The sequence below is a fragment of the Demequina maris genome (assembly GCF_000971155.1).
In the GTDB taxonomy this organism is placed as follows: Bacteria; Actinomycetota; Actinomycetes; order Actinomycetales; family Demequinaceae; genus Demequina; species Demequina maris.
The window spans coordinates 223,043-248,306 of record NZ_BBLX01000002.1; the positions used below are offsets into that span (position 1 = coordinate 223,043).

A 25,264-nucleotide genomic window follows, 5' to 3' on the forward strand; every position below is an offset into this window, starting at 1 on the left:
GGGCCACACTGGGAGGGTGAGCGAGGGCACGATGCGGGGGCTCGCGACCGTCGGGGCGGTGGTGCCGCCGGCGTTCGTCGCGCTGACGCTCGCGCTGGGCGTGGCGTGGGACGGCTACGACCCGGTCCGGGACACCCAGAGCGAGCTCGGAGCGGTCGGCTCGCCCGTGCGCTGGGCCATGAACTTGGGTGGCTTCGCGGTGCTCGGGCTCGGGATCCTCGCGTTCGCGGCGGCGTACGGCAAGGCCTTCGCCGGTGCGGCGGCGACCGTCGCGGTCGTGCTGCTCGCGGCGGCGGGGGTCGGCATGGTCGTCGTCGCGTTCCTGCCGTGCGACGCGGGGTGCGTCGACGTGACCGCCACGGGCCGCCTGCACGGCTGGTTCAGCGCGCCGGGGGCGATCGGCCTGCCCGCGGCGGCGATGCTGACGGCGCGTGTGGTCGCGGTCGACGGGCGGCTGGGGCCGCGGTGGCCCGGGTGGTCGTTCGGGATCGGGCTGGCGAGCCTCGCCTCGGGTCCGGTGATCGCGGCGGACCTGCTGCCGGAGGCGGGCGGCGCGCTCCAGCGCCTGGGCATGTGGCTCGCGCTCGGCTGGATGAGCGCGTTCGCGTGGACGATGCGGGGGCTGGCGCCGCGGGCGGACGCGACGAGGCCCCGCCCACCTGCGCGGTGAGCGGGGCCTCGTGCGGCGTGCGGGCGATCAGCCCTCCGAGGAGAACTCCACGACCTCGGTGGCGGGGTCGCCGTCCAGCGCCTGCTCGAGCATCGGCACGAACGCGTCGAGCGCGTACGCGATCGACGACGGCGAGTTCGCGAAGAACGCGCCCTCGAGGACCGGGTCGGACAGCCAGATGCTGCCGCCCTTCTCGGTGAGGCCGAGCGAGTCGAACAGCGGCAGCGCCTGGAGCTCGGTGCGCGCGTCGGGGGTGGTCGCCACCTGCCACACGATCGAGTCGAGGTCGGTCAGCACGTCGAGCTTCTCCGCGCTGATCTGCATCCAGGCGGCGTCGGTGCCCTCGATCGACGCGACGTCGAGGCCGACGTTCGCGAGGAACTGGTTGCGGGTGTCCGAGGCGGCGTAGACGAAGGCCTGGCCCTCGTAGAAGCCGCCGACCTGCGAGGTCTTGCCCGCCCACTCGGGGTGCGCCTCGCGGACCTCGGCGTAGGCCGCGTCGATGTCCTCGATGATGGTCTCGGCCTCGTCGGTGGTGCCGGTGGCCTCGGCGAGCAGCGTGAGCTCGTCGGCGAGGGTGACGCCCCACTCGACGGTCTCGACGCCGTCCGAGCCGGTGGCCGGGCGGGTCACCACGGGCGCGATGCCCGAGAGGAGGTCGTACTCCTCCTGCGTCATGGTGTGGTTGGGGTAGGTCGCGACGATGAGGTCGGGCTCGAACGAGGCGATGAGCTCCGCGTCGTACGTGGTGGTGCCGGGCTCGAAGAGCTCGGGCTCCGCGCCGGCCGCGATGCGGTCCTCCTCGGCCCACGGGCCGGTGCCGTTGTCGTAGCCCTGCCAGCTGACGGGCACGGCGACCGGCGCGACGCCGAGCGCGTACAGGTACTCGTGCTCGTGCGAGCCGAGCGTGACGACGCGCTGGGGCTCGGACTCGACGACGACCTCGCCCATGGCGGTGTCGAGCGTGACCGGGAAGGCCGACGAGGTCTCCTCGGCGGCGGGCGCCGCGGAGGTGCTCGCCTCGGTCTCCTCGGAGGTGCCCGACGCGCACGCCGTGAGCGCGAGGGCCGCGGCGGCGGCCATGCCGATCGCGCCGGCGCGGCGCTTCGTGGTGGTGGTGAGCATGGTGGTCCTTTCGGGGGATCGGTAGGTGGGACGGTTGGGGTGGGAGGGCGTCGCGGCTACCGCGCGCCTCCGGGCCCGTGCGCGGGCACCACGAGCGGGGTGCCGGTGACGGGGTCGGTGAGCACGCGCGCCTCGAGCGAGAACACGTCGCGGATGAGCTCCTCGGTGAGGACGTCGCCCGGCGCGCCGGCGGCGGCGACCACGCCGTCGCGCATCGCGATGACGTGGTGCGCGTAGCGGGCGGCCTGGTGGAGGTCGTGGACGACCATCACGATGGTCCGCTCCTGCCGGGTGTTGAGCCGGTGCAGCAGGTCCATGACGTCGTACTGGTGCGCGATGTCCAGGTACGTGGTGGGCTCGTCGAGGATCATCAGCGGCGTGTCCTGCGCGAGGGTCATCGCGATCCACGCGCGCTGGCGCTGGCCGCCCGACAGCTCGTCGACCACGACGTCCTGGATGTCGGTGAGCGCGGTGGAGTGCAGCGCGGACATGACCGCGGTCTCGTCCTGCGCGCTCCACGGGCGCAGCACCTTCTGGTGCGGGGTGCGCCCGCGCGCGACGAGCTCCTTGACCGTGATGCCGGCCGGCGCGATCGGCGACTGCGGGAGCAGGCCCACGCGGCGGGCGACCTCGCGGGTGGGCACGCGGTGGATGTCCTCGCCGTCGAGCAGCACGGTGCCGGAACTGGGGGACAGCAGGCGGACGAGGGCGCGCAGCAGGGTGGACTTGCCGCACCCGTTCGGGCCGACGATCGCCGTGATCCGGCCGTCGGGGATGTCGACGTCGACGCCGCGGACGATGGGCGCGCCGCCGTAGCCGATGACGGCCTCGCGGGTCTGGAGCCTGGTCATGACGGACCTCCTCGGGACGCGCGCCACACGAGCCACAGCAGGTACGGCGCGCCCACGACGGCGGTGAAGACGCCGACGGGGAACTGAAGGGTGGCGGGCATCAGCTGCGAGAGCTGGTCCGCCGCGAGCAGGAGCAGTGCGCCCATGAGCGCGGACGGCAGCAGCGTGACGCCGGCGCTGCGGGTGGCGCGCAGCGCGAGCGCCGGCGCGACGAGGGCGATGAAGCCGATGGGGCCGGTGACGGCGACGGCGCCCGCGGCGAGCAGCACCGAGCACACGGCGAGGACCGCGCGCGACGAGCCCACGGGGATGCCCAGGGCGCGTGCCGCATCGTCCCCCATCTCCATGGTCCGCAGCGAGCGCGCGTGCCACAGGACCACCGGCAGCAGGATGGCGAGGACGGCGGCGGCGACGCTGACGTGCGTCCAGGTGCGGCCCGTGACCGAGCCGACGAGCCACCCGAGGGCGTTGCCAGCATCGTGCACGTCCATGCGCGTGAGGGCGTACTGCGTGACCGCTTGGGCGACGAAGCCCATGCCGATGCCCGCGAGGATGAGGCGCAGCGGGACGATGCCGCGGCGCCACGACAGCGCGAGGATCAGCGCGGCGGTGGTGAGGGCGCCGACCACCGCGCCGGCCGCGGTGACCCACAGCGACGTCGCGCCGACGAGCCAGATCGTGAGAACCGCGCCCGTGCCCGCGCCCATGCTGATGCCGATGAAGTCGGGCGAGGCGAGCGGGTTGCGGGTGAGCGACTGCAGGACCGCGCCGGCGACGCCGAGCATGGCCCCCACGAGCACCGCGGTGAGCGCGCGCGGCGCGCGGACCTGGCCGACGATGAAGTCCGCCGGGGCGCCCACCGGGATGCCGACGGCGGCCTTGAGGGAGTCGAGCACGGTGATGCCGGACTGGCCCTGCACGAGCGCGAAGATCACCAGCGCGGCGAGGGCGGCGAGCATGACCAGGCCCACGGCGAACGTGCGGCGGTGCGTGGTGATGCCGAGCGGGCCGATGCGGAGGATCCTCACAGCTCCACCACCTTCATGCGCCGCGACATCAGCGCGAAGATGAGGCCGCCGATGAAGGCGGTGGTGATGCCTACGCCGATCTCTCCCGGGGGAGCGATGACGCGGCCGATCACATCGCACACCAGCACCAGGGCCGCGCCGCCGAGCGCGCTCACGACCACGAGCCACGGCAGCGAGGCGCCGATGAGCGCCCGCGCCAGGTGCGGGACCGCGAGGCCGACGAAGACGATGGGGCCGGCCGCCGCGGTGGCGGCCGCCGCGAGAAGGGTGACGAGGACGATGATGACCGTCCGGATGGCGCCGATGCGCACGCCCAGGGCGCGTGCGGCGTCCTCGCCGAGCGCCACGGCCTCGAGCTGGCGCGAGGCGAACAGCGCGGCCACGATCGCGATCGCGACGAGCGGCACGAGGGCCGCGACGTCCTCCGACTGGCGGCCCGTGAGCGAGCCCGCGACCCACAGGCGGTACTGATCGAGCGTGGCGTCGTCGACCATGAGCACGGCGTACGTGACGGAGCTGATGAGCGCCGTGAGCGCGACGCCGGCGAGCGCGAGCCTTACCGGCGCGCCCGCGGCGGCTCCGCGCGCGCCGATCGCGTAGACGAGGACCGCGGCGAGCCCGGCGCCCACGAACGCGATCGGCACCTGGGTCGCGAAGCCCGTCGCGAGGCCCGTGGTGAGCCCGAGGACGACGGCGAGCGAGGCGCCCGCGTTGATGCCGAGCAGGCCGGGGTCCGCGAACGGGTTGCGCGTGAGCGACTGCATGAGGGCGCCCGCGACGCCGAGCGCGGCTCCGGCGAGGATGCCGATGAGGGTGCGCGACCAGCGCGACTCGCGGACGATGCGCTGCAGCGGGTCCTCGGGGTCGTAGGACGCGAGCGACTGCCAGATGGTGCCGAGGTCGATCTGCTTCGCGCCGACCGCGAGCGACAGGGCGATGGCCCCGACGAGCGCCACGAGGCACAGGAGCGCGATGACGGCACGCTTGCGCATCGCACTCCTCGGGTCGGTGGGCCGCGCGTCGAGGCGCGTCGGTAAGGCCTGCCTAACCTAGCCCATCCGGGAGGTATTTGGAAACGCGCTCGTGCGCTAAATGCGCGCCGGGCTCAGTCGTGCGGTCCGGCCTCGGCGTCGATCTCGGGCGCGGGGCACGCGTCGTCCGGCACGGCGACGTCGATCCCGTAGAGCGCGCGGATGGCCTCGAGGTACTGGGTGGCCTCGCCGGCCTGCGCGTGCTCGCGCGCCCGCACGGTCGGGGTGTGGAGGAGCGTCTTCGCGAAGCGGCGCAGCGCCTGCTCGACCTCGTCGGCGCGGTCGATGGCCTCCTGCGGGGCGCCGGCGGCCGGCCGCACGCGGGCGACCTCGCGCTCGAGCAGGCCGAAGACGTGCTCGCGCAGCGCGACGACCGCGGGGTCGAGCGAGCGCGCGGTCTCGCCGTCGCCGAAGCGGGCGACCGCGTGCGCGACGATCGAGCGGGCGGCGTCGATCGCGCCGATGGACTCGCCGGGGGCGTGCGCGCCCACGTCGTCGAGGCCGATCACGGTGACGCCGCGCAGGTCGCCGACGCCGGGGGCGATGTCGCGGTGGAGCGCCAGGTCGATCAGGGTGACGGGGGTGTCGAGGCCGTGGCGCGCGGAGGCCACGAGCGCGGGCGTGAGCACGACGGACTCGCCGCCGGAGCACGCGAAGACGACGTCCGCCTCGCGCACCGCGAGCTCGAGACCGTCGAGGTCGACCGCGTCGATGCCGTGGCGGAGCGCGAACTCCTGCGCGCGACCCGACGGCGAGAAGACGCTGGCGACGTTCGCGCCGCGGCCGTGAAGCGTCCCGACGGCGGTCTCGGCGAGCGCGCCGGTGCCGATGATGAGCACGCGCGCGCCGTCCCAGCCCACGGTCGCATCCGCGAGGTCGAGCGCGACCGACACGACGGAGCGGCCGGACGTGCCGAGGCCGGTGGAGGAGGCGACCACGCGCGACGTGCGCAGCGCGGACTGGAAGAGCCGGTCGAGGCGCGGGGTGAGCTGGTGGTGGCGCTGCGCCTCGAGGTGGGCGCGGCGCACCTGGCCGCTGATCTCGCGCTCGCCGACGACCATCGACTCGAGGCCCGAGGTGACGGACAGCAGGTGGTGGATCGCGTCGTCGTCCTCGTAGGGCGCCATCGCGTTCTCGATCGTCGCCGGCTCGAGCGAGCTCGCGCGCGCGATCGCCGCGATGACCTCGCGTCGCGCGGTCTCCGGGTCGTCCGTGTCGACGTACACCTCGAAGCGGTTGCACGTGGGGAGCACGACGGCTCCCGACACGGAGCCTCCCGCGGCGATCAGCTCGGCGGCGAGCGCGTCGGCGCCGACCTGGAGCTGCTCGAGCACGGCGAGGTCACGATTGCGGTGCGAGGCGACGAGGGACATCAGAGACACGCCCCCAATTCTGACACGGGACCCCGAGAGGGCAGAATTGAGGACGTGTCTGCCCTGCCCGCCTCCCATCCCCTCGTCGACGGCCGTGTCGCCGACGCCCCCCTGCTCGCCGCGCTGAGGGGTGAGCGCCCGTCGCATCGTCCCGTGTGGTTCATGCGCCAGGCCGGCCGCTCGCTGCCCGAGTACCTCGAGGCGCGCCGCGGCACCACGATGCTCGAGTCGTGCCTCACGCCCGCGCTCGCGGCCGAGATCACGCTGCAGCCGGTGCGCCGCTACGGCGTCGACGCCGGCATCTTCTTCTCGGACATCGTCGTGCCCATGAAGGTGGCCGGCGTGGGCGTCGAGATCGCCGCCGGCGTGGGCCCCGTCTTCGAGCGCCCGATCCGCACCATGGCGGACGTCGAGGCGCTGCCCCCGCTGGGGGAGCCGGGCGACGGCGGCGCGTTCGACCGCGGCCTCGAGCCCATCCGCGAGGCCGTGCGCCTCACGGTCGCGGAGCTCGGCGGCACGCCGCTCATCGGCTTCGCGGGCGCGCCGTTCACCCTCGCCGCGTACATGGTCGAGGGCCGCCCCTCGCGCGACCACCTGGGCGCGCGCCGCCTCATGATCGAGGCGCCCGCCGTGTGGGACGCGCTCACCGCGTGGACCTCGCGCGCCGCGGGCCTGTTCCTGCGCGCGCAGGTGCTCGCCGGCGCCTCCGCGGTCCAGCTGTTCGACTCGTGGGCGGGCTCGCTCGCCCCGGCCGACTACATCGCGCACTGCCAGCCGGGATCCGCGGCGGCGCTCGCGGCCGTCGAGGACCTCCCCGTGCCGCGCATCCACTTCGCCGCGCACGGCTCGCACCTGCTGCGCCCGATGGCCGAGGCCGGCGCCACCGTCATGGGCGTCGACTACCGGCTCCCGCTCGACGAGGCCTCGCGCCTGCTCGGCGGCGCGTACCCGCTCCAGGGCAACATCGACCCGGCCCGCCTGGGCGCGCCCGCGGAGGTGCTCGAGGCGCACGTGCTCGACGTGCTCGCGCGCGGCGCCGAGGCGCCCGGCCACGTCGTCAACCTCGGCCACGGCGTCCCGCCGGAGACCGACCCCGACCAGCTCCAGCGCATCGTCGACCTCGTCCACACGCGTGGCTGAGCGCGTCCTCGTCGTCGGCGGCGGGGTCTCGGGTCTGCTCGCCGCGCGCCGTCACGCGCGCCGCGGCGCCGTCGTCACCGTCCTCGAGGCCGGCCAGGGCTGGGGCGGGCGCGTCAGCCCCGTCGGGGTCGCGGGGCTCACGCTCGACGCCGGCGCGGAGTCGTTCGCGACCCGCACCCCCGCGGTCGAGGCGCTCGCGCGCGAGCTCGGCCTGGGCGCCGACATCGTCGCGCCCACCCGCACGCCCGCGTGGGTGGTGACGCCCGACCGCGCGTACCCCCTGCCCACCACGGGCTGGCTCGGCATCCCCACGCGGCCGCTGCTGCACGACGTCCGCCGGATCATCGGCTGGGGCGCCGCGGCGGACGCCGCGCTCGAGCGCTCGCGCCCGCTCGGCGAGGTGCCGGACGATGCGACGGTCGGGTCCCTCGTGCGGGCCCGGCTGGGCGACCCGGTCGCCGACCTGCTGGTCGCGCCGGTGCTCCAGGGCGTCTACTCGCGCCCGCTCGACGAGCTCCCGCTCGCGGCGATCGACCCGACCCTGCCGCGCCAGCTGCGCGAGGCCGGCAGCCTGACCGAGCTCGCGCGTCACCGGCGCCGCCTCGCGCCCGCCGGCTCCGCCGTCATGGGCATCCGCGGCGGCATGTGGCGCCTCACCGCGGCGCTCGCGGACTCCGCGCGCGCGGCGGGTGCGCGCCTCGTCGTCGGCACCGCCGCGGACTCGGCGGAGCACCTCGACGGCGCGTGGCGCGTGCGGGCCGGCGGCGGCACCCTCGTCGCCGACACCCTGGTGCTGGCCGTGCCCCGGGCCGTCGCGCATCGTCTGGTGCCGGACCTGCCCGAGCCGCCCGCCGAGCGTCGGGTCGCCCTCGCGACGCTCGTCCTCGACGCCCCCGAGCTCGACGCGGCGCCGCGCGGCACGGGCGTGCTCGCGATCGGCGGCGTGACCCGTGCCAAGGCCCTCACCCACGCGACCGCGAAGTGGTCGTGGCTGCGGGACGCGGCGGACGGCCGCCACGTGGTGCGGCTGTCGTACGCGCTCGGTGAGCCGGGGGAGGACCTCCTCGCGCACGCGCTGCCCGACGCCAGCCGGCTGCTGGGCACCGACCTGCCGGAGTCGCGCGTGGTCGCGTCGGCACTGGTCGAGTGGCCGGACGCCTCGCCCGCCCGCGTGAGCGACTCGCGCCCGCTGCCCGGCCTCGAGCTCGTGGGCGTGGCCGCGGGGCTGTCCGGGCTGGCCGCGATCGTGGGGGCGGAGATGCCCAGGACCTAGGTCCTAGCGATTTCCCACGCGGGACCAATCCATCGGAAGATGGTGCGCATGACCGAGAACCCCTCAGGCTTCACCCTGTTCGCCGTCCTCGACGGCATGCTCCACGCTCCCGACGAGGAGCTGGCCGAGGTCGTCGAGCACTTCGACGCCGCGGTCGCCGAGCTGGCCGACCACGACGTCACGCTGCGCGGCATCTACGACGTGTCCGGCCTGCGCGCCGACGGCACCGTCATGCTGTGGATCCACGGCCCCGTGCTCGAGGACCTCCAGCTCGCGCTGCGCGAGCTGCGCGCCACCGAGCTGCTCGCCGAGACCACCCTCACGTGGTCCGCCGCGGGCGTGCACCGCGACGCCGAGTTCAACAAGCGCCACGTGCCGGGCTTCCTGCGCGGCGAGCGTCCGCGCGACTGGCTGACCGTCTACCCGTTCGTGCGCTCGTACGAGTGGTACCTCCTGCCCGAGGAGGAGCGCTCGGTGATGCTGCGCGACCACGGCATCAAGGGCGCCGCGTTCAAGGGCGTCGTCGCCAACACCGTCGCGGCCTTCGCGCTGGGCGACTACGAGTGGCTCCTGCCCATGGAGGCCGACGAGGTGACCGACCTCGTCGACATGATGCGCGAGCTGCGCTACACCGAGGCCCGTCGCCACGTGCGCGAGGAGCTGCCGTTCTACACCGGTCGTCGCGTGACGACCGCCGAGGCCGTGGAGGTGCTCGCCTCATGACCCTGCCCCCGCTCGCCGCATCGTCCCGCACGGTGCCGGCCACCACGTACGACGCGATCCTGCTCGCCGGCTTCGGCGGCCCCGAGGGCCAGGACGACGTGATCCCGTACCTGCGCAACGTCACGCGCGGCCGCGGCATCCCGGACGAGCGCCTCGAGGAGGTCGCGCACCACTACCGCCACTTCGGCGGCATCAGCCCCATCAACGACCAGAACCGCGAGCTCAAGGCCGCGCTCGAGGCGGAGATCGCCGCGCGCGGGCTGGGCCTGCCGGTCTACTGGGGCAACCGCTTCTGGGCGCCGTACTTCGCGGACGCGCTCAAGGAGCTGCACGCCGACGGCCACCGCAAGGTGCTCGTGCTCGTCACCACCTCGTTCTCGAGCTACTCGGGCTGCCGCGCGTACCGTGAGGACCTCGCGACCGCGCTCGCGGAGACCGGCCTCGAGGGCGAGCTCGAGCTCGACAAGGTGCGCCAGTACTTCGACCACCCCGGCTTCGTGAACCCCAACGTCGACGCCGTCCGCGGCGGCCTCGCGTCGCTGCGCGAGCAGGGCCTGCTCGAGGGCGCCCACGTGATGTTCGCGACGCACTCGATCCCGACGGCCGCGGCCGACGTGTCGGGCCCGCGCGAGGCGCTGCCCTCCGGCGAGGAGGTCCCCACCGGCGGCGAGAACGAGTGGTACGCCGGCGGCGGCTGGTACGTGGAGCAGCAGCGCGCGGTCGCGGCGCTCGTCATGGACCGCATCGCCGACGAGTTCCCCGACGTGCCGTGGTCGCTCGTGTTCCAGTCGCGCTCGGGCTCGCCCGAGATCCCGTGGCTCGAGCCCGACATCAACGACGCCATCGAGAAGCTGGACGATGCGGTCAAGGGCCTGGTCATCTCGCCGATCGGCTTCGTGTCGGACCACATGGAGGTCGCGTGGGACCTCGACAACGAGGCCGTCGAGACCTGCGAGGGCCGCGGCATCGTGCCGGTGCGCGTGCCGACCGTGGGCGTCGACCCCCAGTACGTCGCGGGGCTCATCGACCTGGTCGAGGAGCGTCACGTCGCGCCGGGTGGGACGCCGCGCGAGCGCGAGGCGCTCACCGACCTCGGCCCGTGGCAGGACGTGTGCCCCACGGACTGCTGCCTCGGCCGCGCCGCGAAGGCGACCATCGCCTCCTGCTGAGCACGCTCGTCGGACGCCCCGCATCGTGACGATGCGGGGCGTCCGTGCGTCCGGGCTCCGCTCGCGCGGGCTTGGATAACGCAACGGGATTGTTGCGTTAATGGCGCGGGTGCCCCTACAGTGGCACCCACCGGGCGGTCGCGGACCGCCCCAGCCCCCACCTGGAGACGCCCCATGACCCTCACGCGCGAGGCCCTCACCGACGTCGCGGCGATCGCCGCGGCCGCGCCGCACACCCAGGTCCGCCTCGGCACGTCGCACGGCGCCGCGGTCGTCATCGGGGAGCACCCCGCGGGTGCGATGTGCGTCGACGGCTTCCGCCGCCTCATGGCCGCGTGGGTCGACGGCTGCGAGCCGCAGGTGGACTCGGTCGACTTCGTCGGCGGGATCTACGAGACCGGGATGCTCACATGCGGGGAGTCGCGCCTCTTCGCGACCCGCCTGAGCGCGCAGGAGACCGCCGCATGCCTGCGCGAGCGCGCCGGCTGGCCCGACGAGGCCCACGCCGTGGTGCGCGAGGACCTGCTGCTCGACGTCAGCGTCGTGCACGTGATGTCCGACGCGCTCGACGCCGACGCCCTCGACGCCGCCGCGCGTGATGCGCAGGCCGCGTGCGTGGTCGAGGAGCTGTGCCGCGAGGTCGCCGCGGCGTAGGACGTGCCCGCCGGATCCGGGACGACCGGCGGGAACGAGGGACGGGCCCCGGGGATCTCCCCGGGGCCCGTCGACGTCTCTCGCGTGGCGGAGGCTAGCTGCGCGCGGCCTCCTCGAAGGCGCGACGCGGGTCCTGGATGCGGCCCATCGACACGAGGTCGCGGCGGAAGAACGCCGCCGCGGTCCAGTCGAGCGCCACGCGCGCCTTGCGGTTGAAGGTCGGGATCGCGAGCAGGTGGTACGTGCGGTGCATGAGCCACGCCGGCCAGCCGCGGAGCTTGAAGCCCATGGTGCTGGCGACGCCCTTGCCCAGGCCGAGCGAGGCGACCACGCCGAGGTGCTTGTGCTTGTACTGCTCGAGCGGGCGGCCGTCGAGCCGGCGGGCGATGTTCGCGCCCAGGTGCTTGGCCTGGCGCACCGCGTGCTGCGCGGACGGCGCGCACCAGTCGCCCTCGTCCTCGACCAGGTTGGGGACCTGGGCGCAGTCGCCCGCGGCCCACGCGCCGCCGATCGGGATGCCGTGCTCGTCGATCACCTGGAGCGTCGCCGCGGTGTTGACGTGGCCGCGCGGGCCGAGCGGCAGGTCCGAGGACTGGATGACGGGGGAGGGCTTCACGCCTGCGGTCCACACGATCGTGTCGGCGTCGAACGCCTCGCCGTTCGACAACTCCACGTGGCCGTCGACGCAGCTCTCGAGGCGGGTCTCGAGCAGCACGCGCATGCCGCGCGCCTTCAGCTCCTCGACCGTGTAGGCGCCCATCTCGGGGCCCATCTCCGGGAGGATGCGCGGGGCGGCCTCGACCATGACGAAGTTGAAGTCGTCGGCCGACAGCTCGGGGTAGTAGCGCAGGGACGCCTTGGCCATGTCCTCGGTCTCCGAGAACGCCTCGACGCCCGCGAAGCCGCCGCCCACGAAGACGAACGTGAGCAGCTTGCGGCGCAGCTCCTGGTCGTCCGTGGTCGCAGCGCGCGCGATGCGACCGAGCACGCGGTTGCGCAGCGCGATGGCCTCCTCGACGTACTTGAAGCCGATGCCGACCTCCGCGAGGCCCGGGATCGGCAGCGTGCGCGACACGGCGCCGAGCGCGACGACGACCTCGTCGTACTCGACCGTGAGCTCCTCGCCGAGGTCGGTGGTCGCCATGACGGTGCGGTCGGCGTGGTTGATCGACTCGATCTTGCCCTGGAGGATGCGCGCGCCCTCGAGCTCGCGGCGCAGCGGCACGACGGCGTTGCGCGGGGCGATCGAGGCGGCGCCCACCTCGGGCAGGAACGGCGCGTACGTCATGTACGGGCGGCGGTCGATGACCGTGATGTCGACCTTGTCCTTCGCCTTCCGCATGAGCGTGAGGGCGGTGTAGAGGCCGACGTAGCCTCCGCCGAGGATGAGGATTCGGGTGCGTGACATGAGGACACCTCCAGGGAGGGGAACCCGGGGCGGCAGCACGCTGTTCCCGCGACCGCCGTCCCGCGGCGGTGCGATCGTGAACCCGACGATTCTAGGCGATGCTCACGGGTGCTGGCGGCGGCCCACCATCGTGGTCACGTCGAGCAGCTCGTCCAGCTGCGCCTCGGTGATCTCGCCGCGCTCGACGAAGCCCAGGTCGAGGGTCGCCTCGCGCACCGTCAGGCCGGCCTTCACGGAGTGCTTGGCGATCTTCGCCGCGTTCTCGTAGCCGATGACGCGGTTGAGCGGGGTGACGATGCTCGGGCTGGCCTCCGCGAGGCGGCGGGCCTTGTCGACGTTCGCGACGATGCCGTCCACCGTGCGCTCCGCGAGCACGCGGCTCGCGTTGGCGAGCAGGCGGGTCGACTCGAGCACGCCGAGGGCCATCACGGGGATCTGCACGTTGAGCTCGAAGGCCCCGGACGCGCCGGCCCAGGCGACCGTCGCATCGTTCCCCACGACGCGGGCGCACACCATCAGCACGGCCTCGGGCACCACGGGGTTGACCTTGCCGGGCATGATCGACGAGCCCGGCTGCAGGTCGGGCAGCTGGATCTCGCCGAGGCCGGTGTTCGGGCCGGAGCCCATCCAGCGGAGGTCGTTGCAGATCTTGGTGAGCGACACCGCGATGGTGCGCAGCGCGCCGGAGACCTCGACGAGGCCGTCGCGGGCCGACTGCGCCTCGAAGTGGTTGCGGGCCTCGGTGATGGGCAGGCCGGTGTCCTCGGCGAGCAGCGCGATGACGCGCTGCGGGAAGCCGTCGGGGGTGTTGATGCCGGTGCCGACCGCCGTGCCGCCGAGCGGCACCTCGGCCACGCGGGGCAGCGCGACGAGCAGGCGCTCGACGCCGTAGCGGATCGCGGCCGCGTAGCCGGAGAACTCCTGGCCGAGCGTCACGGGGGTCGCGTCCATGAGGTGGGTGCGGCCGGACTTGTAGACGTCGGCGAACTCCTCGGCCTTCGCCTCGAGCGAGGTCGCGAGGTGCTCGAGCGCGGGGATGAGATCGCCCACGAGCGACGCGGTCGCGGCGACGTGCACCGAGGTGGGGAACACGTCGTTCGAGGACTGCGACGCGTTGACGTGGTCGTTCGGGTGGACCTCGCGCCCGAGGCCGCGGGTCGCGAGGGTCGCGATGACCTCGTTGGTGTTCATGTTCGACGACGTGCCGGAGCCCGTCTGGAAGACGTCGACGGGGAAGTGCGCGTCGTGCGCGCCGGCGGCGACCGCGTCGGCGGCGGCGACGATCGCGTCGGCCACGTCCGGGTCGAGCACCCCGAGCTCCGCGTTGGCGCGGGCGGCGGCCTTCTTCACGCGGGCGAGCGCCTCGATGTGGCGGCGCTCGAGCGTGGTGCCCGAGATCGGGAAGTTCTCGACCGCGCGCTGCGTCTGCGCGCGGTAGAGGGCGTCGGCCGGGACCCTGACCTCGCCCATGGTGTCGTGCTCGATGCGGAACTCCGTTGTCATGGCGCCCAGTCTGGCACGGCGCGCAGGCGCCTCGAGCCCGCGTTCCGTCCGGCGTGGGGACGATGCGCGGGCGGGTTGTCAGCCCGCGTCGAGCTCCGCGCGCGTGGGCGGGTTCGCGCCCGGCCGCGACACGGTGATCGCCGCGATGCGCGCGCACGGTCGCAGGATGCCGGCGACCGTCTCGTCGGTGATCGCGCGCAGCGCGGGCCGGTTCGCCCGGCCGAGCAGGCCGGCGCCCCAGAGCCCGTCGATGAGGCCCGACATGAACGAGTCGCCCGCGCCGACGGTGTCCGCGACCGTCACGGCGGGCGCCGCCACCGCGATCTCGCGGCCGTCGTGCGTGAAGGCGGTCGCGCCCTCCCCGCCGCGCGTCACGACGACCAGCGCCGGTCCCATGCCGGCCCAGGCGCGCGCGACGTCGTCGATGTCGTCTCCGGGGTGGAGCCATGCGAGGTCCTCGTCGGAGGCCTTGACGACGTCGGCGAGGCCGACCATCCGCTCGATCGCGGGACGCGCCTCGTCGGGCGAGCCCATGAGGGACGGGCGCACGTTCGGGTCGTAGGTGATCGTCGAGTTGAAGCGGAGCGCGCGCACCATCGTCAGCACCTCGGCCGCGCCCGGCTGCATCACCGCGGCGATCGAGCCGGTGTGGACCGCGAGCGGGGCGTTGCGTAGGCGGACGCCGTCGGCGAGGGCCCAGGTGATGTCGAACTCGTAGGTCGCGGCGCCGCCGGCGTCGAGCGTCGCGGTCGCGACCGAGGTGGGGCCGCCGCCCGCGGAGCCCGGCACGAGCCGCACGCCGTTGTCCTGGAGGTGGTCGGCCACGAGCACGCCGTTGGGGTCGAGCCCCAGGCGGGTGAGCAGGTCGACGTCGCGGCCCAGGCGCGCGAGCCCGAGCGCGACGTTCGCGGGGGAGCCGCCGGGGTGCGCCTCGGTCCCGTCGGGTCCGACGACGACGTCGACCAGCGCCTCGCCGATCACCAGGACGTGATCGCTCATCGCTCGTCCTCGTCGTCCTCGGCGACCACGCCGACGACGCCGGCGTCCGCCGCATCGTCCCCCTGGGCGGAGGCGATGCGCTCGTACGCGCCGTCGAGCAGCGACTGGCAATGCGCCGCGAGCGCCTCGCCGCGCTCCCACAGCCCGAGGGACTGATCGAGTGTCGCGCTGCCCGTCTCGAGCCTCGCGACGATCGCGATCAGCTCGTCTCGGGCCTCCTCGTAGGAGAGGGCGTCCACGGGGCGGTCGAAGGGCTCGGCGGCGTCGCTCATGACCGCTACGGTACCCGCGCCCGCTCAAGCCCGAGCGGCGATCTGCCGAGAACAGCGTCATACCCCTGTACCAGGGCGCTCTCATAGGGCACGACTCGAACGACACGATGGAGTGGACATGTTCAGCGACAGCAGCGCACAGCAGACCGCACGCCAGAGCGCCCAGCGGCTCCTCCGGGCCGGCATCACCGACGGCGAGCTCCAGACGCTCGCGAGGTCACCCGAGGCGAAGGTGCGCGCCGCCGTCGCCGAGCACCCGGGCACGCCGCTCATGACGCTCCTGCGGCTCGCCGAGGACGCGTCCTCGGACGTGCGCATCGGGCTCGCGCGCAACCGTCGCGAGTCGATCCCGCTCGAGGTGCGCGAGGACCTCGCCAAGGACCGCAACGTCGACGTCGTCTACGCGCTCATCGACAACCCGGCGGTGCCGGACGCGCTGGTCGCGAAGCTGGGCCGCCACCTGCACAAGGAGTACGCGAAGGCCGCGCGCGCCCGCATCGCCGCGGTGAAGGCCGGCACGTGGGCGCCGGCCGCGCCCGCCGCGGAGGCCGTCGCGGAGCCGGTTCCGGAGGTGCCGTCGTTCCCGACCGTGGAGGCGCCGGCACCGCGACCGGCGCCCGCCACCTCGGCCGCGCGGGCCGACGCGCTCGACGTGCTTCTCGGCGCCAAGCGCTGAGTCAGCCGCGCGCGACCGCCTCGACCTCGCCGCGCGCGAGCCTGACCCGCAGGACGTCGCCCGCGTGCACGTCGGCGGCGTCGCGCACCACCGTGCCCGCGGCGTCGCGCACCACGGCGAAGCCGCGCTCGAGCGTGCTGAGCGGGCTCAGCGCGCGCAGCGACGCCGTGAGCTCGCGCGTCGCCGCCACGGCCCGGTCGATCCTGGCCGTGGTCACCGTCGTGCTGCGCTCGCGGAGCCGCGTCACCGCCTCCGCGTAGGGCGAGAGCATCGCCTCGGGCCGGGCGAGCACCGGACGTGACCGCAGCGCCGCGAGCCCGGCGGACTCCCGGGCGACCGCGCGCTCGACGGCCGCCGCCATCGTCACGCGCGAGCGCGCGATGCCCTGCGCCTCGGCGGCGGCGTCGGGGACGATGCGCTTGCCGGCGTCCGTGGGCGTGGAGGCCCGGTAGTCCGCGACGAGGTCGAGCAGCGGCGAGTCCTTCTCGTGGCCGATCGCGCTCACCAGCGGGGTCTCGCACGCGGCCGCGGCGCGCACCAGCGCCTCGTCGCTGAAAGGCAGCAGGTCCTCGAACGAGCCGCCGCCGCGGGCCACCACGATGACGTCGACGTCCTCGATCCCGTCGAGCTCGCGGATCGCGGCGGTGGTCTCCGGCACGGCGCGCGGCCCCTGCACCGTGACGCGGCGGATCGCGAACGTCACCCCCGGCCAGCGCCGGGTGGCGTTCTCGACGACGTCGTGCTCCGCGTCGCCCTGGGTCGCGCACACGAGGCCGACGACGCGCGGGATGAACGGCAGCGGCAGCTTGCGGTCGAGGTCGAACAGGCCCTCGCGAGCGAGGGCCTCCTTGAGCGCCTCGAGCCGGGCCAGCAGGTCGCCGAGGCCCACCTGGCGGACCTCGCGGCCGGCCAGCTGGAGCGAGCCGGACCGCGTCCACCACTCGGGCTTCGCGTGGATGACCACGCGGGTGCCGTCGACGAGGTCGACCCCGAGGGCGTCCGCCTCGCGCGCCGGGAGCGTCGCGCTGAGCGACATGTTCTCGTCCGTGTCGCGCAGCGTGAGGAAGACCAGGTGGCGCCAGCGCTTGACGTTGAGCACCTGTCCCTCGACCCACACCGCGGGCAGCCGGGACACGAAGTCGCCGATCTTGGGGGAGAGGTGACGGACCGGCCACGGGCGCTCGGCGGACGTCTCGCCGGCGGTGGCGGGAAGCGTGTGGGAGGCAGGGGTCTCGGTCACCCGGCCCAGCCTGCCACGTAGGATGGACGCCATGCCCGACACCACCACCAAGCGCGTCCTGCTGGCCGCGCCGCGAGGCTACTGCGCGGGCGTCGACCGCGCCGTGATCGCGGTCGAGAAGGCCCTCGAGCTCCACGGCGCACCCATCTACGTGCGCAAGGAGATCGTCCACAACAAGTACGTGGTCGAGACGCTCTCGGAGCGCGGCGCGGTGTTCGTCGACGAGACGGATGAGGTCCCCGAGGGCGCGCGCGTCGTGTTCTCCGCCCACGGCGTCTCGCCGGCGGTGCGCGAGGCCGCGGACCAGCGCAACCTGCTGACGATCGATGCCACCTGCCCGCTCGTGACCAAGGTGCACAAGGAGGCGATCCGCTTCGCCCGCGACGAGCGCACCATCCTGCTCATCGGTCACACCGGCCACGAGGAGGTCGAGGGGACCGCGGGCGAGGCGCCCGAGCACACCATCGTGGTGAACTCGCCCGACGACGTGGACGGCCTCGAGGTGTCCGACCCCGAGAACGTCGTGTGGCTGTCGCAGACCACCCTGTCCGTCGACGAGACGATGGAGACCGTGCGCCGCCTGCGCGAGCGCTTCCCCGCGCTCCAGGACCCGCCGAGCGACGACATCTGCTACGCCACGCAGAACCGCCAGGTCGCGGTGAAGAAGCTGGCGCCGGACTGCGACCTGGTGGTCGTGGTCGGCTCGGCCAACTCGTCGAACTCGGTGCGGCTGGTCGAGGTCGCGCTGCAGGCCGGCGCGACGACGGCGTACCGCGTCGACCGTGCGGCGGAGATCCGCGACGAGTGGTTCGAGGGCGTCGCGACCGTGGGCGTGACCTCGGGCGCGTCCGTGCCGGAGATCCTCGTCCGCGACGTGCTCGACGACCTCGCGGGCCGCGGCTTCGAGACCGTCGAGGAGGTCCGCACGGCGACCGAGGACCTCATGTTCTCGCTGCCGCGCGAGATCCGCGCCGACCTCAAGGTCAAGGAGGCCGAGCGCGCGATGCGCGCCTGACCTCCTCGCGCCCCGGCCTCGCCCCCGCTCCACCACCCCCTGCTCCGGGGAGCTGAGCGACGGTTTCGCGAGGTCCGTGACTCCTGCGGGGAGCTGAGCGACGCTGCTAGCGGCGGTCGGCGGCTTCGAGCGCCTCGGCGTCGACGAGCTCGGGCGCCGCCAGCATCCGGATGTCCGTCTCCGCCTGCTCGACCGCGGGCATCTCGGTCGACAGGTGCTGCATCTCGCCGAAGCGTCGCGCGCTCACCAGCACACGGGACTCGAGCGACGCGACCGTGGAGTTGTATGCCTTGCCCGCCTGGTCGATGGCGCGTCCCACCTTCGCGAGGTGGCCGGCCATGGTGGACAGGCGCTCGTAGAGCTCCTTGCCGAGGGCGAGCACCTGCTGCGCGTCGCGCGCGAGGGCGTCCTCCTTCCATGCGTGCGCGACGGTGCGCAGCATCGCGACCAGGGTGGTGGGCGTCGCGATCACCACTCCCTTGCCGTACGCGTACTCCTGCAGCGACGCGTCCTGCTCCACCGCCGCCTGGTAGAAGGCCTCCGATGGCACGAACATCACCACGAACTCCGGCGCGGACGCGAACTGGTCCCAGTACCGCTTCGAGCTCAGGTCGTCGATGTGGCGGCGCACGTGCCGGGCGTGGGCCTGCAGGCGCTCGGAGCGCACGGCTTCGTCCTCCGCCTCGAACGCCTCGAGGAGTCCCACGAGCGCGACCTTCGAGTCGACGACGATGGTGCGGCCGCCCGCCAGGCGGACCGTCATGTCGGGCCGGAGGTTGCGGCCCTCGCCGTCCTTGACGACGTCCTGCTCGGTGAAGTCGACGTGGGGGAGCATGCCCGCGAGCTCCACCACGCGGCGCAGCTGGACCTCGCCCCAGTTGCCGCGCACATCCGAGCGGCGGAGCGTGTTGACGAAGTCGTCGGCCTTGCGTCCCACCCGCTCGGACGCCTCCAGCATCTGGCGCACCTGCTCGGACAGGGCCGCCTGGCCCGCGGCGCGGGCGCGGTCGACCTGCGTGGTCTGCTCGCGCATCGTCTCCAGCGTGCGGGCGAGCGGCTCGACCATCTCCCGGATCGCCTGCTCGCGGCGCTGGAGCGCCGCCCCGCCCTCCTGCTCGGAGCGCTTGAGACGCTCGTGCGCGAGGTCGAGGAACTGCGCCTGGCTGGCGCGCAGCGCCTCCCCGCTCAGCGCGCGGAACTCCTGCCGCAGCGCGTCCCGCTCCTCGCGCAGCCGCGCCGCATCGCTTGACGCTGCGGAGCGCGCCCGGGCGGTCGCGACGAGGGCGCCGAGGGTCGCGCCGACGATGAGACAGAGGACCGAGAGCAGAAACGTGACCATGATCACAACGGTCTCACCGGGGTCCGACATCGCGGCGCAGGTCCGCATTTTGGGACCGAAGTCGCGTGACGCACCTCACACGCGTCCCACATCGTGAGACGCGTGATTACTGTTTGGTCACAAATCGGAGAAGGTACGGCTTCGGAAACAATCCGTTAACGCCGGGCTGTTTAGCCTTCTGGGGTTGCACGTCATCAGCGTGCATCCCAGTCGTCGCTCCGACACCCCGGATCGGCGCCTATCCAAGCCCGCCGTCCGGTGGGCACCAGTAGGAGGAACAGTGAAGATCAGCAAGTCCGTGCTCGGGGCTGCGGCGGTCGCTTCCGCGTCCGCGCTCGTCCTCGTCGGCTGCTCGTCGACCGGCTCGGAGACCGACTCGTCGGCCTCGACCGACGGCGGTTCGACCGGCGACGCCATCATCAAGACCAACGGCTCCGAGCCGCAGAACCCGCTCATCCCGGTCGCGACCAACGAGACCGGCGGCGGCAAGATCATCGACGCGCTCTTCGCGGGTCTGGTCTACTACGACGCCACGGGCGCTGCGCACAACGAGGTCGCCGAGTCCATCGAGACCGACGACTCGCAGACCTTCACCGTCAAGCTCAAGGACGGCTGGACCTTCACCGACGGCACGCCCGTCCAGGCCCACAACTTCGTGGACGCGTGGAACTGGGGCGCCGACCTCGCCAACTCGGAGACCGCGCTCAACTCGTACTTCTTCGAGCAGATCGACGGCTTCAGCTGGGACGAGTCCGTCCCGGAGATGTCGGGCCTCGAGGTCATCGACGACCTGACCTTCACCATCACGCTGGCCGCCCCGAACTCGGAGTTCCCGCTGTCGCTGGGCTACTCGGCGTTCTACCCGCTGCCCGACTCGTTCTTCGAGGACCCGGACGCCTTCGGCGCCGCCCCGGTCGGCAACGGCATCTACACGCTCGCGGACGCTGCCGACTGGCAGCACGACGTCCAGATCGACCTCTCGATCAACGACTCGTACGCCGGTGAGCGCGAGGTCCAGAACGACGGCCTCTCGATCATCTTCTACGCGTCGCAGGACGCCGCCTACGCGGACCTCCTCGCGAACAACGTCGACGTGATCGACGGCATCCCGGACTCGGCCATGGCCTCCTACGAGAGCGACCTCGGCGACCGCGCGGTCAACCAGCCCGCCGCGATCTTCCAGTCCTTCACCATCCCGCAGGAGATGGCGCACTTCTCCGGCGAGGAGGGCAAGCTCCGTCGCGCCGCCATCTCGATGGCGATCAACCGCGAGGAGATCACCGACGTGATCTTCCAGGGCACCCGCACCCCCGCCTCGGACTTCACCTCGCCGGTCATCGACGGCTGGTCGGACTCGCTCGCGGGCGCCGACGTCCTCGAGTACAACCCCGAGGAGGCCGCCAAGCTGTGGGCCGAGGCCGACGAGATCTCGCCGTGGGACGGCACCTTCGAGATCGGCTACAACTCCGACGGTGGTCACCAGACCTGGGTCGAGGCTGTCACCAACTCGATCAAGAACACCCTCGGCATCGAGGCCGGCGGCAACGCGTACGCGACCTTCGCCGACTTCCGCACCGACATCACCAACCGCACCATCGGCACGGCCTTCCGTACCGGCTGGCAGGCGGACTACCCGTCGCTCGAGAACTTCCTCGGCCCGATCTACTACACCGGTGCCGGCTCGAACGACGGCGACTACTCGTCGGAGGCGTTCGACACGCTGATCGACGAGGGCCGCACCGCCCTTGACCCGGCCGAGGCCGTGGCCAAGTTCCAGGAGGCCCAGGAGGTCCTGTTCGAGGACCTGCCGGCCATCCCGCTCTGGTACTCGAACGTGACCGGTGGCTACTCCGAGAACGTCGACAACGTCCAGTTCGACTGGCACTCGGTGCCCCTCTTCTACGAGATCACCAAGAAGTAAGTCGCCTCGGTGGCCCGCCCCGCATCGCGCGGGGCGGGCCATCGTCGTGCGTCCGCCGAGGCAGAGCCGCCCGCGCGTGTCCGTTCCCCGGACGGGGACGGCGCGCGCGGGCTATCGTCGGCCTAGGTGCGGACGCATGCGGCACGCACAGTAGAATCGGACACCATATGTTCCAGACGAAGCACATCCGAGGAGCGCGCCCATGCTGATGTATGTGGTCCGCCGCCTCCTCCAGGCGGTCCCGGTCGTGATCGGCACCACCTTCCTCATCTACTTCATGGTCTTCGCGATGCCGGGCGACCCCATCCTGGCGATGTTCGGTGACAAGACCCCGAACCAGGCGACGTACGACGCGCTGGCGGCCCAGTACCACCTGGACCAGCCGTTCATCGTGCAGTACGGCCTCTACATGAAGGACCTGTTCAGCGGGAACCTCGGGACCACGTTCTCGGGTCAGAGCGTCGGCGAGGTCCTCGCGCGCACGTTCCCCGTGACGCTGAAGCTCGCCGCGATGGCCATCGCGCTCGAGTTCTCGATGGCAGTGATCCTCGGCCTCTTCGCCGGTCTGCGCAAGGGCAAGCTCTTCGACAACATCACGCTGGTCATCGGCCTGATCATGCTGTCGGTGCCGATCTTCGTGCTCGGCTTCCTCGCGCAGTACTTCGTCGCGATCAAGTGGGGCTGGGCCTCGCCGACCGTCGGCTCCGACACGAGCCTCGCCAACATGTGGCTGCCCGCCGTGGTGCTCGCGCTGAGCCTCTTCACGACGTCGATGCGCCTCATGCGAGGCACCGTCATCGACACCCGCAGCCGCGACTTCGTGCGCACCGCGTACGCGAAGGGCCTCCCGGGCCGCCGCGTGATCCCGGTCCACGTCCTGCGCAACTCCCTCATCCCCGTCGTCACCAACTCGGCCGCCAACTTCGGCGTCCTCATGGTCGGCGCGACGGTGACCGAGGGCATCTTCAACGTTCCCGGCGTCGGCAACACGCTGTACCAGGCGATCATCCGAGGCGAGGGCCCCACGGTCGTCAGCTTCGTGACCGTCATGGTGCTCGCCTACGTGGTCATCAACATCCTGGTGGACCTCCTGTACGCCGTTCTCGACCCGAGGATCCGTTATGCCTAAGCCCGAGCACTACGTCGCTCCGTTCGACGAGAACGAGATGGCCGAGGTCGACAAGGTCAAGCTCAACGAGAAGCCGTCGAACCTGTGGTCCGACGCGTGGCGCTCGCTGCGTCGCCGCCCGCTGTTCTACATCTCGCTCGTCACCGTGCTGATCATCGTCCTCATGGCGCTGTTCCCCACGCTGTTCACGAGCGTCTCGCCCACCGACAACTGCCAGCTGGCGAACTCGAACGGCGGCCCCACCGAGGGTCACCCGATGGGCTTCACCCGCCAGGGCTGCGACGTCTACGCCCGCGTGGTGTGGGGTGCCCGCACCTCGCTCGCGGTGGGCCTGCTCGCCACGGCGATCTCCGGCGTGGTCGGCATCATCATGGGTGCCTTCGCCGGCTTCTACGGCGGCTGGGTCGACTCGGTGCTCTCGCGCCTGGGCGACATCTTCTTCTCGATCCCCTACATCCTCGCGGCCGTCGTCGTGATGTCGGTCCTCGCGGACTACCGCTCGGTGTGGACCCTCGCGTTCGCGATCGGTGGATTCGCCTGGGCATCCCTGGCGCGCATCCTGCGCTCCGAGATCCTGCGCGTGAAGTCGGGCGACTTCGTGATGGCCTCGATCGCGACGGGACGCACGCCGTTCCGCACGCTCGTGTCGCACGTGCTGCCCAACTCGATCACCCCGGTCATCGTCTACCTGACGCTGTCGCTGGGTGGCGCGATCGTCGCGGAGGCCACGCTGAGCTTCCTCGGCGTCGGCCTGCCCACGTCCGTCATGTCGTGGGGTAACGACATCAGCGCCGCGCAGACCAGCCTCCGCACGGCGCCCATGACGCTGATCTGGCCGTCGATCTTCCTCACCGTGACCGTCCTCGCCTTCATCACCCTCGGCGAGCTCGTGCGCGACGCCCTCGACCCGAAGGCGAGGGCCCGCGGATGACCCAGGAGACCACCCCCGTGACCGATACCGCTGAGCCCCTCGTCTCCATCAAGGACCTGGAGATCGGCTTCCAGACCGGAAACGGCTTCGTCCAGGCGGTGAAGGGCGTCTCGTTCGACATCTTCCCGGGCGAGACCGTCGCGATCGTCGGCGAGTCCGGTTCTGGCAAGTCCACCACCGCCACCGGCATCATCGACCTGCTCCCGAGCAACGGCCGCATCACCGGCGGCCAGGTCATGTTCGGCGGCAAGGACCTCACCAAGGCGAGCAAGCAGGAGATCGTCCGCACCCGCGGCCGTGAGATCGGCTACGTCCCGCAGGACCCGATGTCGAACCTCAACCCCGTGTGGTCGGTCGGCTTCCAGGTCCGCGAGGCGGTTCTGGCCAACAACATGGCCAAGAACAAGAAGGACGCCGACAAGCGCGCCATCGAGGTGCTCCAGGAGGCCGGTCTGGCCGACGCGGAGCGCCGCATGAAGCAGTTCCCGCACCAGTTCTCCGGCGGCATGCGCCAGCGCGTGCTCATCGGCATCGGCCTGGCCGCGGACCCCAAGCTGCTCATCGCGGACGAGCCCACCTCGGCGCTCGACGTGACCGTGCAGCGCGTGATCCTCGACCACCTCGAGTCGCTCACGCGTGAGAAGAACACGGCGCTGCTCCTCATCACGCACGACCTGGGCCTCGCCGCCGAGCGCGCGTCCAAGGTCATCGTGATGTACCAGGGCAAGATCGTCGAGGCCGGTCCGAGCCTCGAGCTGCTGCAGAACCCGCAGCACCCGTACACGAAGCGCCTCATCGCGGCGGCCCCGAGCCTCGCGTCCGTCCGGCTCACGTCGAGCAAGGTCGAGGCGCCCTCGGCACCCGCGGGCGACGAGATCGACCTGGTCGCGGCGGCTGCGCACCGCCACGAGGTCGTCGAGCAGGCGGATCACGCCGGCACCCCGGCGATCGAGGTCAAGGACCTGACGAAGGTCTTCTCGATCCGTCGCGGCAGCTTCCGCTCGGAGCCGTTCACCGCGGTCGACAAGGTCAACTTCCAGGTGCCGCGCGGTACCACCATGGCGCTCGTGGGCGAGTCCGGCTCGGGCAAGTCCACCGTCGCCAAGATGGTGCTCGGCCTCGAGACCGCCACCGAGGGCGAGATCCTCATCGGCGGCAAGGACGCGACCGCGCTGAACCGCCAGGAGATGCTCGCGCACCGCCGGCGCATGCAGCCGGTGTTCCAGGACCCGTACGGCTCGCTCGACCCGATGCGGTCGATCGGCTCGATCATCCAGGAGCCGCTGGACGTCCACAAGATCGGCGACCGCAAGGAGCGCGAGAACCGCGTCAACGAGGTCATCGACGAGGTGGCGCTCCCGCGCACCGTGCTGTCGCGCTACCCGAACGAGCTCTCGGGCGGTCAGCGCCAGCGCATCGCGATCGCGCGAGCCCTGGCGCTCAAGCCCGACGTGGTCATCCTCGACGAGGCGGTCTCCGCCCTCGACGTGCTGGTCCAGGCGCAGATCCTGCAGCTCCTCGCGGACCTGCAGGAGGAGCTCGGCCTCACGTACCTCTTCATCACCCATGACCTCGCGGTCGTGCGCGTCGTCGCCGACGACGTGGCCGTGATGGAGCGGGGCAAGATCGTGGAGCACGGCAAGGTGGAGGACATCTTCTCCAACGCCCAGACCGAGTACACGCAGAAGCTGCTCGACGCCATCCCCGGCGCGAACATCCCGCTCGGCGCCTAGTCCCCGAGCGACGGCGCAAGGCCCCGGCTCTCCCGCGAGGGAGGTCCGGGGCCTTCGTGCG

Annotated in this window: 23 protein-coding genes; 12 read left to right on the forward strand and 11 right to left on the reverse strand. The window is 72.5% G+C overall.

Annotation, left to right across the window (positions count from 1 at the left end):
• Positions 1 to 16: 16 nt before the first annotated feature.
• Positions 17 to 670 carry a DUF998 domain-containing protein gene (locus AOM02_RS03275; RefSeq protein WP_156156059.1) on the forward strand — a complete coding sequence of 218 codons (654 nt, stop codon included), beginning with the start codon at positions 17 to 19 and terminating at the stop codon, positions 668 to 670.
• Between the two features lie 27 nt (positions 671 to 697).
• Here AOM02_RS03275 and AOM02_RS03280 read toward each other — a convergent pair whose 3' ends face one another.
• The 5 genes from AOM02_RS03280 to AOM02_RS03300 form a co-directional block, all read right to left on the reverse strand.
• Positions 698 to 1,795, reverse strand: coding sequence for an ABC transporter substrate-binding protein (locus AOM02_RS03280; protein WP_062296604.1), 1,098 nt, complete (start codon positions 1,793 to 1,795; stop codon positions 698 to 700).
• A 56-nt stretch (positions 1,796 to 1,851) separates the two neighbouring features.
• Positions 1,852 to 2,646 (reverse strand): ABC transporter ATP-binding protein, encoded by a 795-nt coding sequence (locus tag AOM02_RS03285; protein WP_062296606.1) that lies wholly within the window; start codon positions 2,644 to 2,646, stop codon positions 1,852 to 1,854.
• The gene (locus tag AOM02_RS03290; RefSeq protein WP_062296608.1) at positions 2,643 to 3,674 is read right to left on the reverse strand and encodes a FecCD family ABC transporter permease; all 1,032 of its coding nucleotides are present in this window, start codon (positions 3,672 to 3,674) and stop codon (positions 2,643 to 2,645) included. The genes AOM02_RS03285 and AOM02_RS03290 overlap by 4 nt, the downstream gene beginning before the upstream one ends.
• On the reverse strand, positions 3,671 to 4,666 hold the full coding sequence (locus tag AOM02_RS03295; protein ID WP_062296611.1) for a FecCD family ABC transporter permease: 996 nt from the start codon (positions 4,664 to 4,666) through the stop codon (positions 3,671 to 3,673). Before AOM02_RS03295 ends, AOM02_RS03290 begins: the two co-directional genes overlap by 4 nt.
• Positions 4,667 to 4,779: 113 nt before the next feature.
• Positions 4,780 to 6,078: a glutamyl-tRNA reductase gene (locus AOM02_RS03300; protein WP_228373096.1), complete on the reverse strand. Its 1,299-nt coding sequence runs from the start codon at positions 6,076 to 6,078 to the stop codon at positions 4,780 to 4,782.
• 54 nt (positions 6,079 to 6,132) lie between these two features.
• On the opposite strand from AOM02_RS03300, the gene hemE reads away from it, so the two are divergent.
• The 5 genes from hemE (at position 6,133) to AOM02_RS03325 (ending at position 11,037) form a co-directional block, all read left to right on the forward strand.
• On the forward strand, positions 6,133 to 7,218 hold the full coding sequence (gene hemE, locus AOM02_RS03305; RefSeq protein ID WP_228373081.1) for a uroporphyrinogen decarboxylase: 1,086 nt from the start codon (positions 6,133 to 6,135) through the stop codon (positions 7,216 to 7,218).
• On the forward strand, positions 7,211 to 8,491 hold the full coding sequence (locus AOM02_RS03310) for a protoporphyrinogen/coproporphyrinogen oxidase (RefSeq protein ID WP_062296615.1): 1,281 nt from the start codon (positions 7,211 to 7,213) through the stop codon (positions 8,489 to 8,491). Before hemE ends, AOM02_RS03310 begins: the two co-directional genes overlap by 8 nt.
• Before the next feature lie 48 nt (positions 8,492 to 8,539).
• Positions 8,540 to 9,214, forward strand: coding sequence for a hydrogen peroxide-dependent heme synthase (hemQ, locus tag AOM02_RS03315; RefSeq protein ID WP_156156060.1), 675 nt, complete (start codon positions 8,540 to 8,542; stop codon positions 9,212 to 9,214).
• Positions 9,211 to 10,383, forward strand: coding sequence for a ferrochelatase (locus tag AOM02_RS03320; protein WP_062296626.1), 1,173 nt, complete (start codon positions 9,211 to 9,213; stop codon positions 10,381 to 10,383). Before hemQ ends, AOM02_RS03320 begins: the two co-directional genes overlap by 4 nt.
• Positions 10,384 to 10,557: 174 nt before the next feature.
• Positions 10,558 to 11,037, forward strand: a complete 480-nt coding sequence (locus AOM02_RS03325; RefSeq protein ID WP_062296628.1) for a hypothetical protein — start codon at positions 10,558 to 10,560, stop codon at positions 11,035 to 11,037.
• 94 nt (positions 11,038 to 11,131) lie between these two features.
• Here the strand turns inward: AOM02_RS03325 and AOM02_RS03330 are convergent, their stop codons facing one another.
• From AOM02_RS03330 to AOM02_RS03345, 4 genes are all read right to left on the reverse strand, one after another.
• Entirely contained in the window at positions 11,132 to 12,445 is a 1,314-nt protein-coding gene (locus AOM02_RS03330; protein WP_062296630.1) for an NAD(P)/FAD-dependent oxidoreductase, read from the reverse strand.
• A gap of 102 nt (positions 12,446 to 12,547) precedes the next feature.
• Entirely contained in the window at positions 12,548 to 13,948 is a 1,401-nt protein-coding gene (locus AOM02_RS03335) for a class II fumarate hydratase (protein ID WP_062296632.1), read from the reverse strand.
• 78 nt (positions 13,949 to 14,026) lie between these two features.
• Positions 14,027 to 14,947 carry a carbohydrate kinase family protein gene (locus AOM02_RS03340; RefSeq protein WP_062296635.1) on the reverse strand — a complete coding sequence of 307 codons (921 nt, stop codon included), beginning with the start codon at positions 14,945 to 14,947 and terminating at the stop codon, positions 14,027 to 14,029.
• Positions 14,944 to 15,219 carry an exodeoxyribonuclease VII small subunit gene (locus tag AOM02_RS03345; RefSeq protein ID WP_062296636.1) on the reverse strand — a complete coding sequence of 92 codons (276 nt, stop codon included), beginning with the start codon at positions 15,217 to 15,219 and terminating at the stop codon, positions 14,944 to 14,946. The genes AOM02_RS03340 and AOM02_RS03345 overlap by 4 nt, the downstream gene beginning before the upstream one ends.
• A gap of 118 nt (positions 15,220 to 15,337) precedes the next feature.
• On the opposite strand from AOM02_RS03345, the gene AOM02_RS03350 reads away from it, so the two are divergent.
• Positions 15,338 to 15,895 carry a hypothetical protein gene (locus tag AOM02_RS03350; protein ID WP_062296638.1) on the forward strand — a complete coding sequence of 186 codons (558 nt, stop codon included), beginning with the start codon at positions 15,338 to 15,340 and terminating at the stop codon, positions 15,893 to 15,895.
• Position 15,896: 1 nt separating this feature from the next.
• Here AOM02_RS03350 and xseA read toward each other — a convergent pair whose 3' ends face one another.
• Entirely contained in the window at positions 15,897 to 17,135 is a 1,239-nt protein-coding gene (gene xseA / locus AOM02_RS03355; protein ID WP_228373760.1) for an exodeoxyribonuclease VII large subunit, read from the reverse strand.
• A 22-nt stretch (positions 17,136 to 17,157) separates the two neighbouring features.
• Between xseA and AOM02_RS03360 the strand changes: the two genes are divergently transcribed.
• Positions 17,158 to 18,150, forward strand: a complete 993-nt coding sequence (locus tag AOM02_RS03360; protein ID WP_062296642.1) for a 4-hydroxy-3-methylbut-2-enyl diphosphate reductase — start codon at positions 17,158 to 17,160, stop codon at positions 18,148 to 18,150.
• 106 nt (positions 18,151 to 18,256) lie between these two features.
• Here the strand turns inward: AOM02_RS03360 and AOM02_RS03365 are convergent, their stop codons facing one another.
• Positions 18,257 to 19,489: a DNA recombination protein RmuC gene (locus AOM02_RS03365; protein ID WP_082104861.1), complete on the reverse strand. Its 1,233-nt coding sequence runs from the start codon at positions 19,487 to 19,489 to the stop codon at positions 18,257 to 18,259.
• Positions 19,490 to 19,769: 280 nt separating this feature from the next.
• Here AOM02_RS03365 and AOM02_RS03370 point away from each other — a divergent pair, with 280 nt between their 5' ends.
• The 4 genes from AOM02_RS03370 (at position 19,770) to AOM02_RS03385 (ending at position 25,203) form a co-directional block, all read left to right on the forward strand.
• Complete coding sequence (locus AOM02_RS03370; protein ID WP_062296646.1) at positions 19,770 to 21,410, forward strand: peptide ABC transporter substrate-binding protein; 1,641 nt, start codon at positions 19,770 to 19,772, stop codon at positions 21,408 to 21,410.
• A gap of 202 nt (positions 21,411 to 21,612) precedes the next feature.
• Positions 21,613 to 22,539 carry an ABC transporter permease gene (locus tag AOM02_RS03375; RefSeq protein WP_062296648.1) on the forward strand — a complete coding sequence of 309 codons (927 nt, stop codon included), beginning with the start codon at positions 21,613 to 21,615 and terminating at the stop codon, positions 22,537 to 22,539.
• The gene (locus AOM02_RS03380; protein WP_062296650.1) at positions 22,532 to 23,470 is read left to right on the forward strand and encodes an ABC transporter permease; all 939 of its coding nucleotides are present in this window, start codon (positions 22,532 to 22,534) and stop codon (positions 23,468 to 23,470) included. Before AOM02_RS03375 ends, AOM02_RS03380 begins: the two co-directional genes overlap by 8 nt.
• The gene (locus AOM02_RS03385; protein WP_062296652.1) at positions 23,467 to 25,203 is read left to right on the forward strand and encodes a dipeptide ABC transporter ATP-binding protein; all 1,737 of its coding nucleotides are present in this window, start codon (positions 23,467 to 23,469) and stop codon (positions 25,201 to 25,203) included. Before AOM02_RS03380 ends, AOM02_RS03385 begins: the two co-directional genes overlap by 4 nt.
• The last annotated feature ends 61 nt before the right edge of the window (positions 25,204 to 25,264 follow it).

Excerpts from the sequence above, each read along its gene's own strand:
- AOM02_RS03280 (WP_062296604.1), bottom strand. The coding sequence starts at position 1,795 with ATGCTCACCACCACCACGAAGCGCCGCGCCGGCGCGATCGGCATGGCC.
- AOM02_RS03285 (WP_062296606.1), bottom strand. The coding sequence starts at position 2,646 with ATGACCAGGCTCCAGACCCGCGAGGCCGTCATCGGCTACGGCGGCGCG.
- AOM02_RS03295 (WP_062296611.1), bottom strand. The coding sequence starts at position 4,666 with ATGCGCAAGCGTGCCGTCATCGCGCTCCTGTGCCTCGTGGCGCTCGTC.
- AOM02_RS03300 (WP_228373096.1), bottom strand. The coding sequence starts at position 6,078 with ATGTCCCTCGTCGCCTCGCACCGCAATCGTGACCTCGCCGTGCTCGAG.
- hemQ (WP_156156060.1), top strand. The coding sequence starts at position 8,540 with ATGACCGAGAACCCCTCAGGCTTCACCCTGTTCGCCGTCCTCGACGGC.
- AOM02_RS03320 (WP_062296626.1), top strand. The coding sequence starts at position 9,211 with ATGACCCTGCCCCCGCTCGCCGCATCGTCCCGCACGGTGCCGGCCACC.
- AOM02_RS03325 (WP_062296628.1), top strand. The coding sequence starts at position 10,558 with ATGACCCTCACGCGCGAGGCCCTCACCGACGTCGCGGCGATCGCCGCG.
- AOM02_RS03330 (WP_062296630.1), bottom strand. The coding sequence starts at position 12,445 with ATGTCACGCACCCGAATCCTCATCCTCGGCGGAGGCTACGTCGGCCTC.
- AOM02_RS03335 (WP_062296632.1), bottom strand. The coding sequence starts at position 13,948 with ATGACAACGGAGTTCCGCATCGAGCACGACACCATGGGCGAGGTCAGG.
- AOM02_RS03340 (WP_062296635.1), bottom strand. The coding sequence starts at position 14,947 with ATGAGCGATCACGTCCTGGTGATCGGCGAGGCGCTGGTCGACGTCGTC.
- AOM02_RS03345 (WP_062296636.1), bottom strand. The coding sequence starts at position 15,219 with ATGAGCGACGCCGCCGAGCCCTTCGACCGCCCCGTGGACGCCCTCTCC.
- AOM02_RS03350 (WP_062296638.1), top strand. The coding sequence starts at position 15,338 with ATGTTCAGCGACAGCAGCGCACAGCAGACCGCACGCCAGAGCGCCCAG.
- AOM02_RS03360 (WP_062296642.1), top strand. The coding sequence starts at position 17,158 with ATGGACGCCATGCCCGACACCACCACCAAGCGCGTCCTGCTGGCCGCG.
- AOM02_RS03365 (WP_082104861.1), bottom strand. The coding sequence starts at position 19,489 with ATGGTCACGTTTCTGCTCTCGGTCCTCTGTCTCATCGTCGGCGCGACC.
- AOM02_RS03375 (WP_062296648.1), top strand. The coding sequence starts at position 21,613 with ATGCTGATGTATGTGGTCCGCCGCCTCCTCCAGGCGGTCCCGGTCGTG.
- AOM02_RS03380 (WP_062296650.1), top strand. The coding sequence starts at position 22,532 with ATGCCTAAGCCCGAGCACTACGTCGCTCCGTTCGACGAGAACGAGATG.
- AOM02_RS03385 (WP_062296652.1), top strand. The coding sequence starts at position 23,467 with ATGACCCAGGAGACCACCCCCGTGACCGATACCGCTGAGCCCCTCGTC.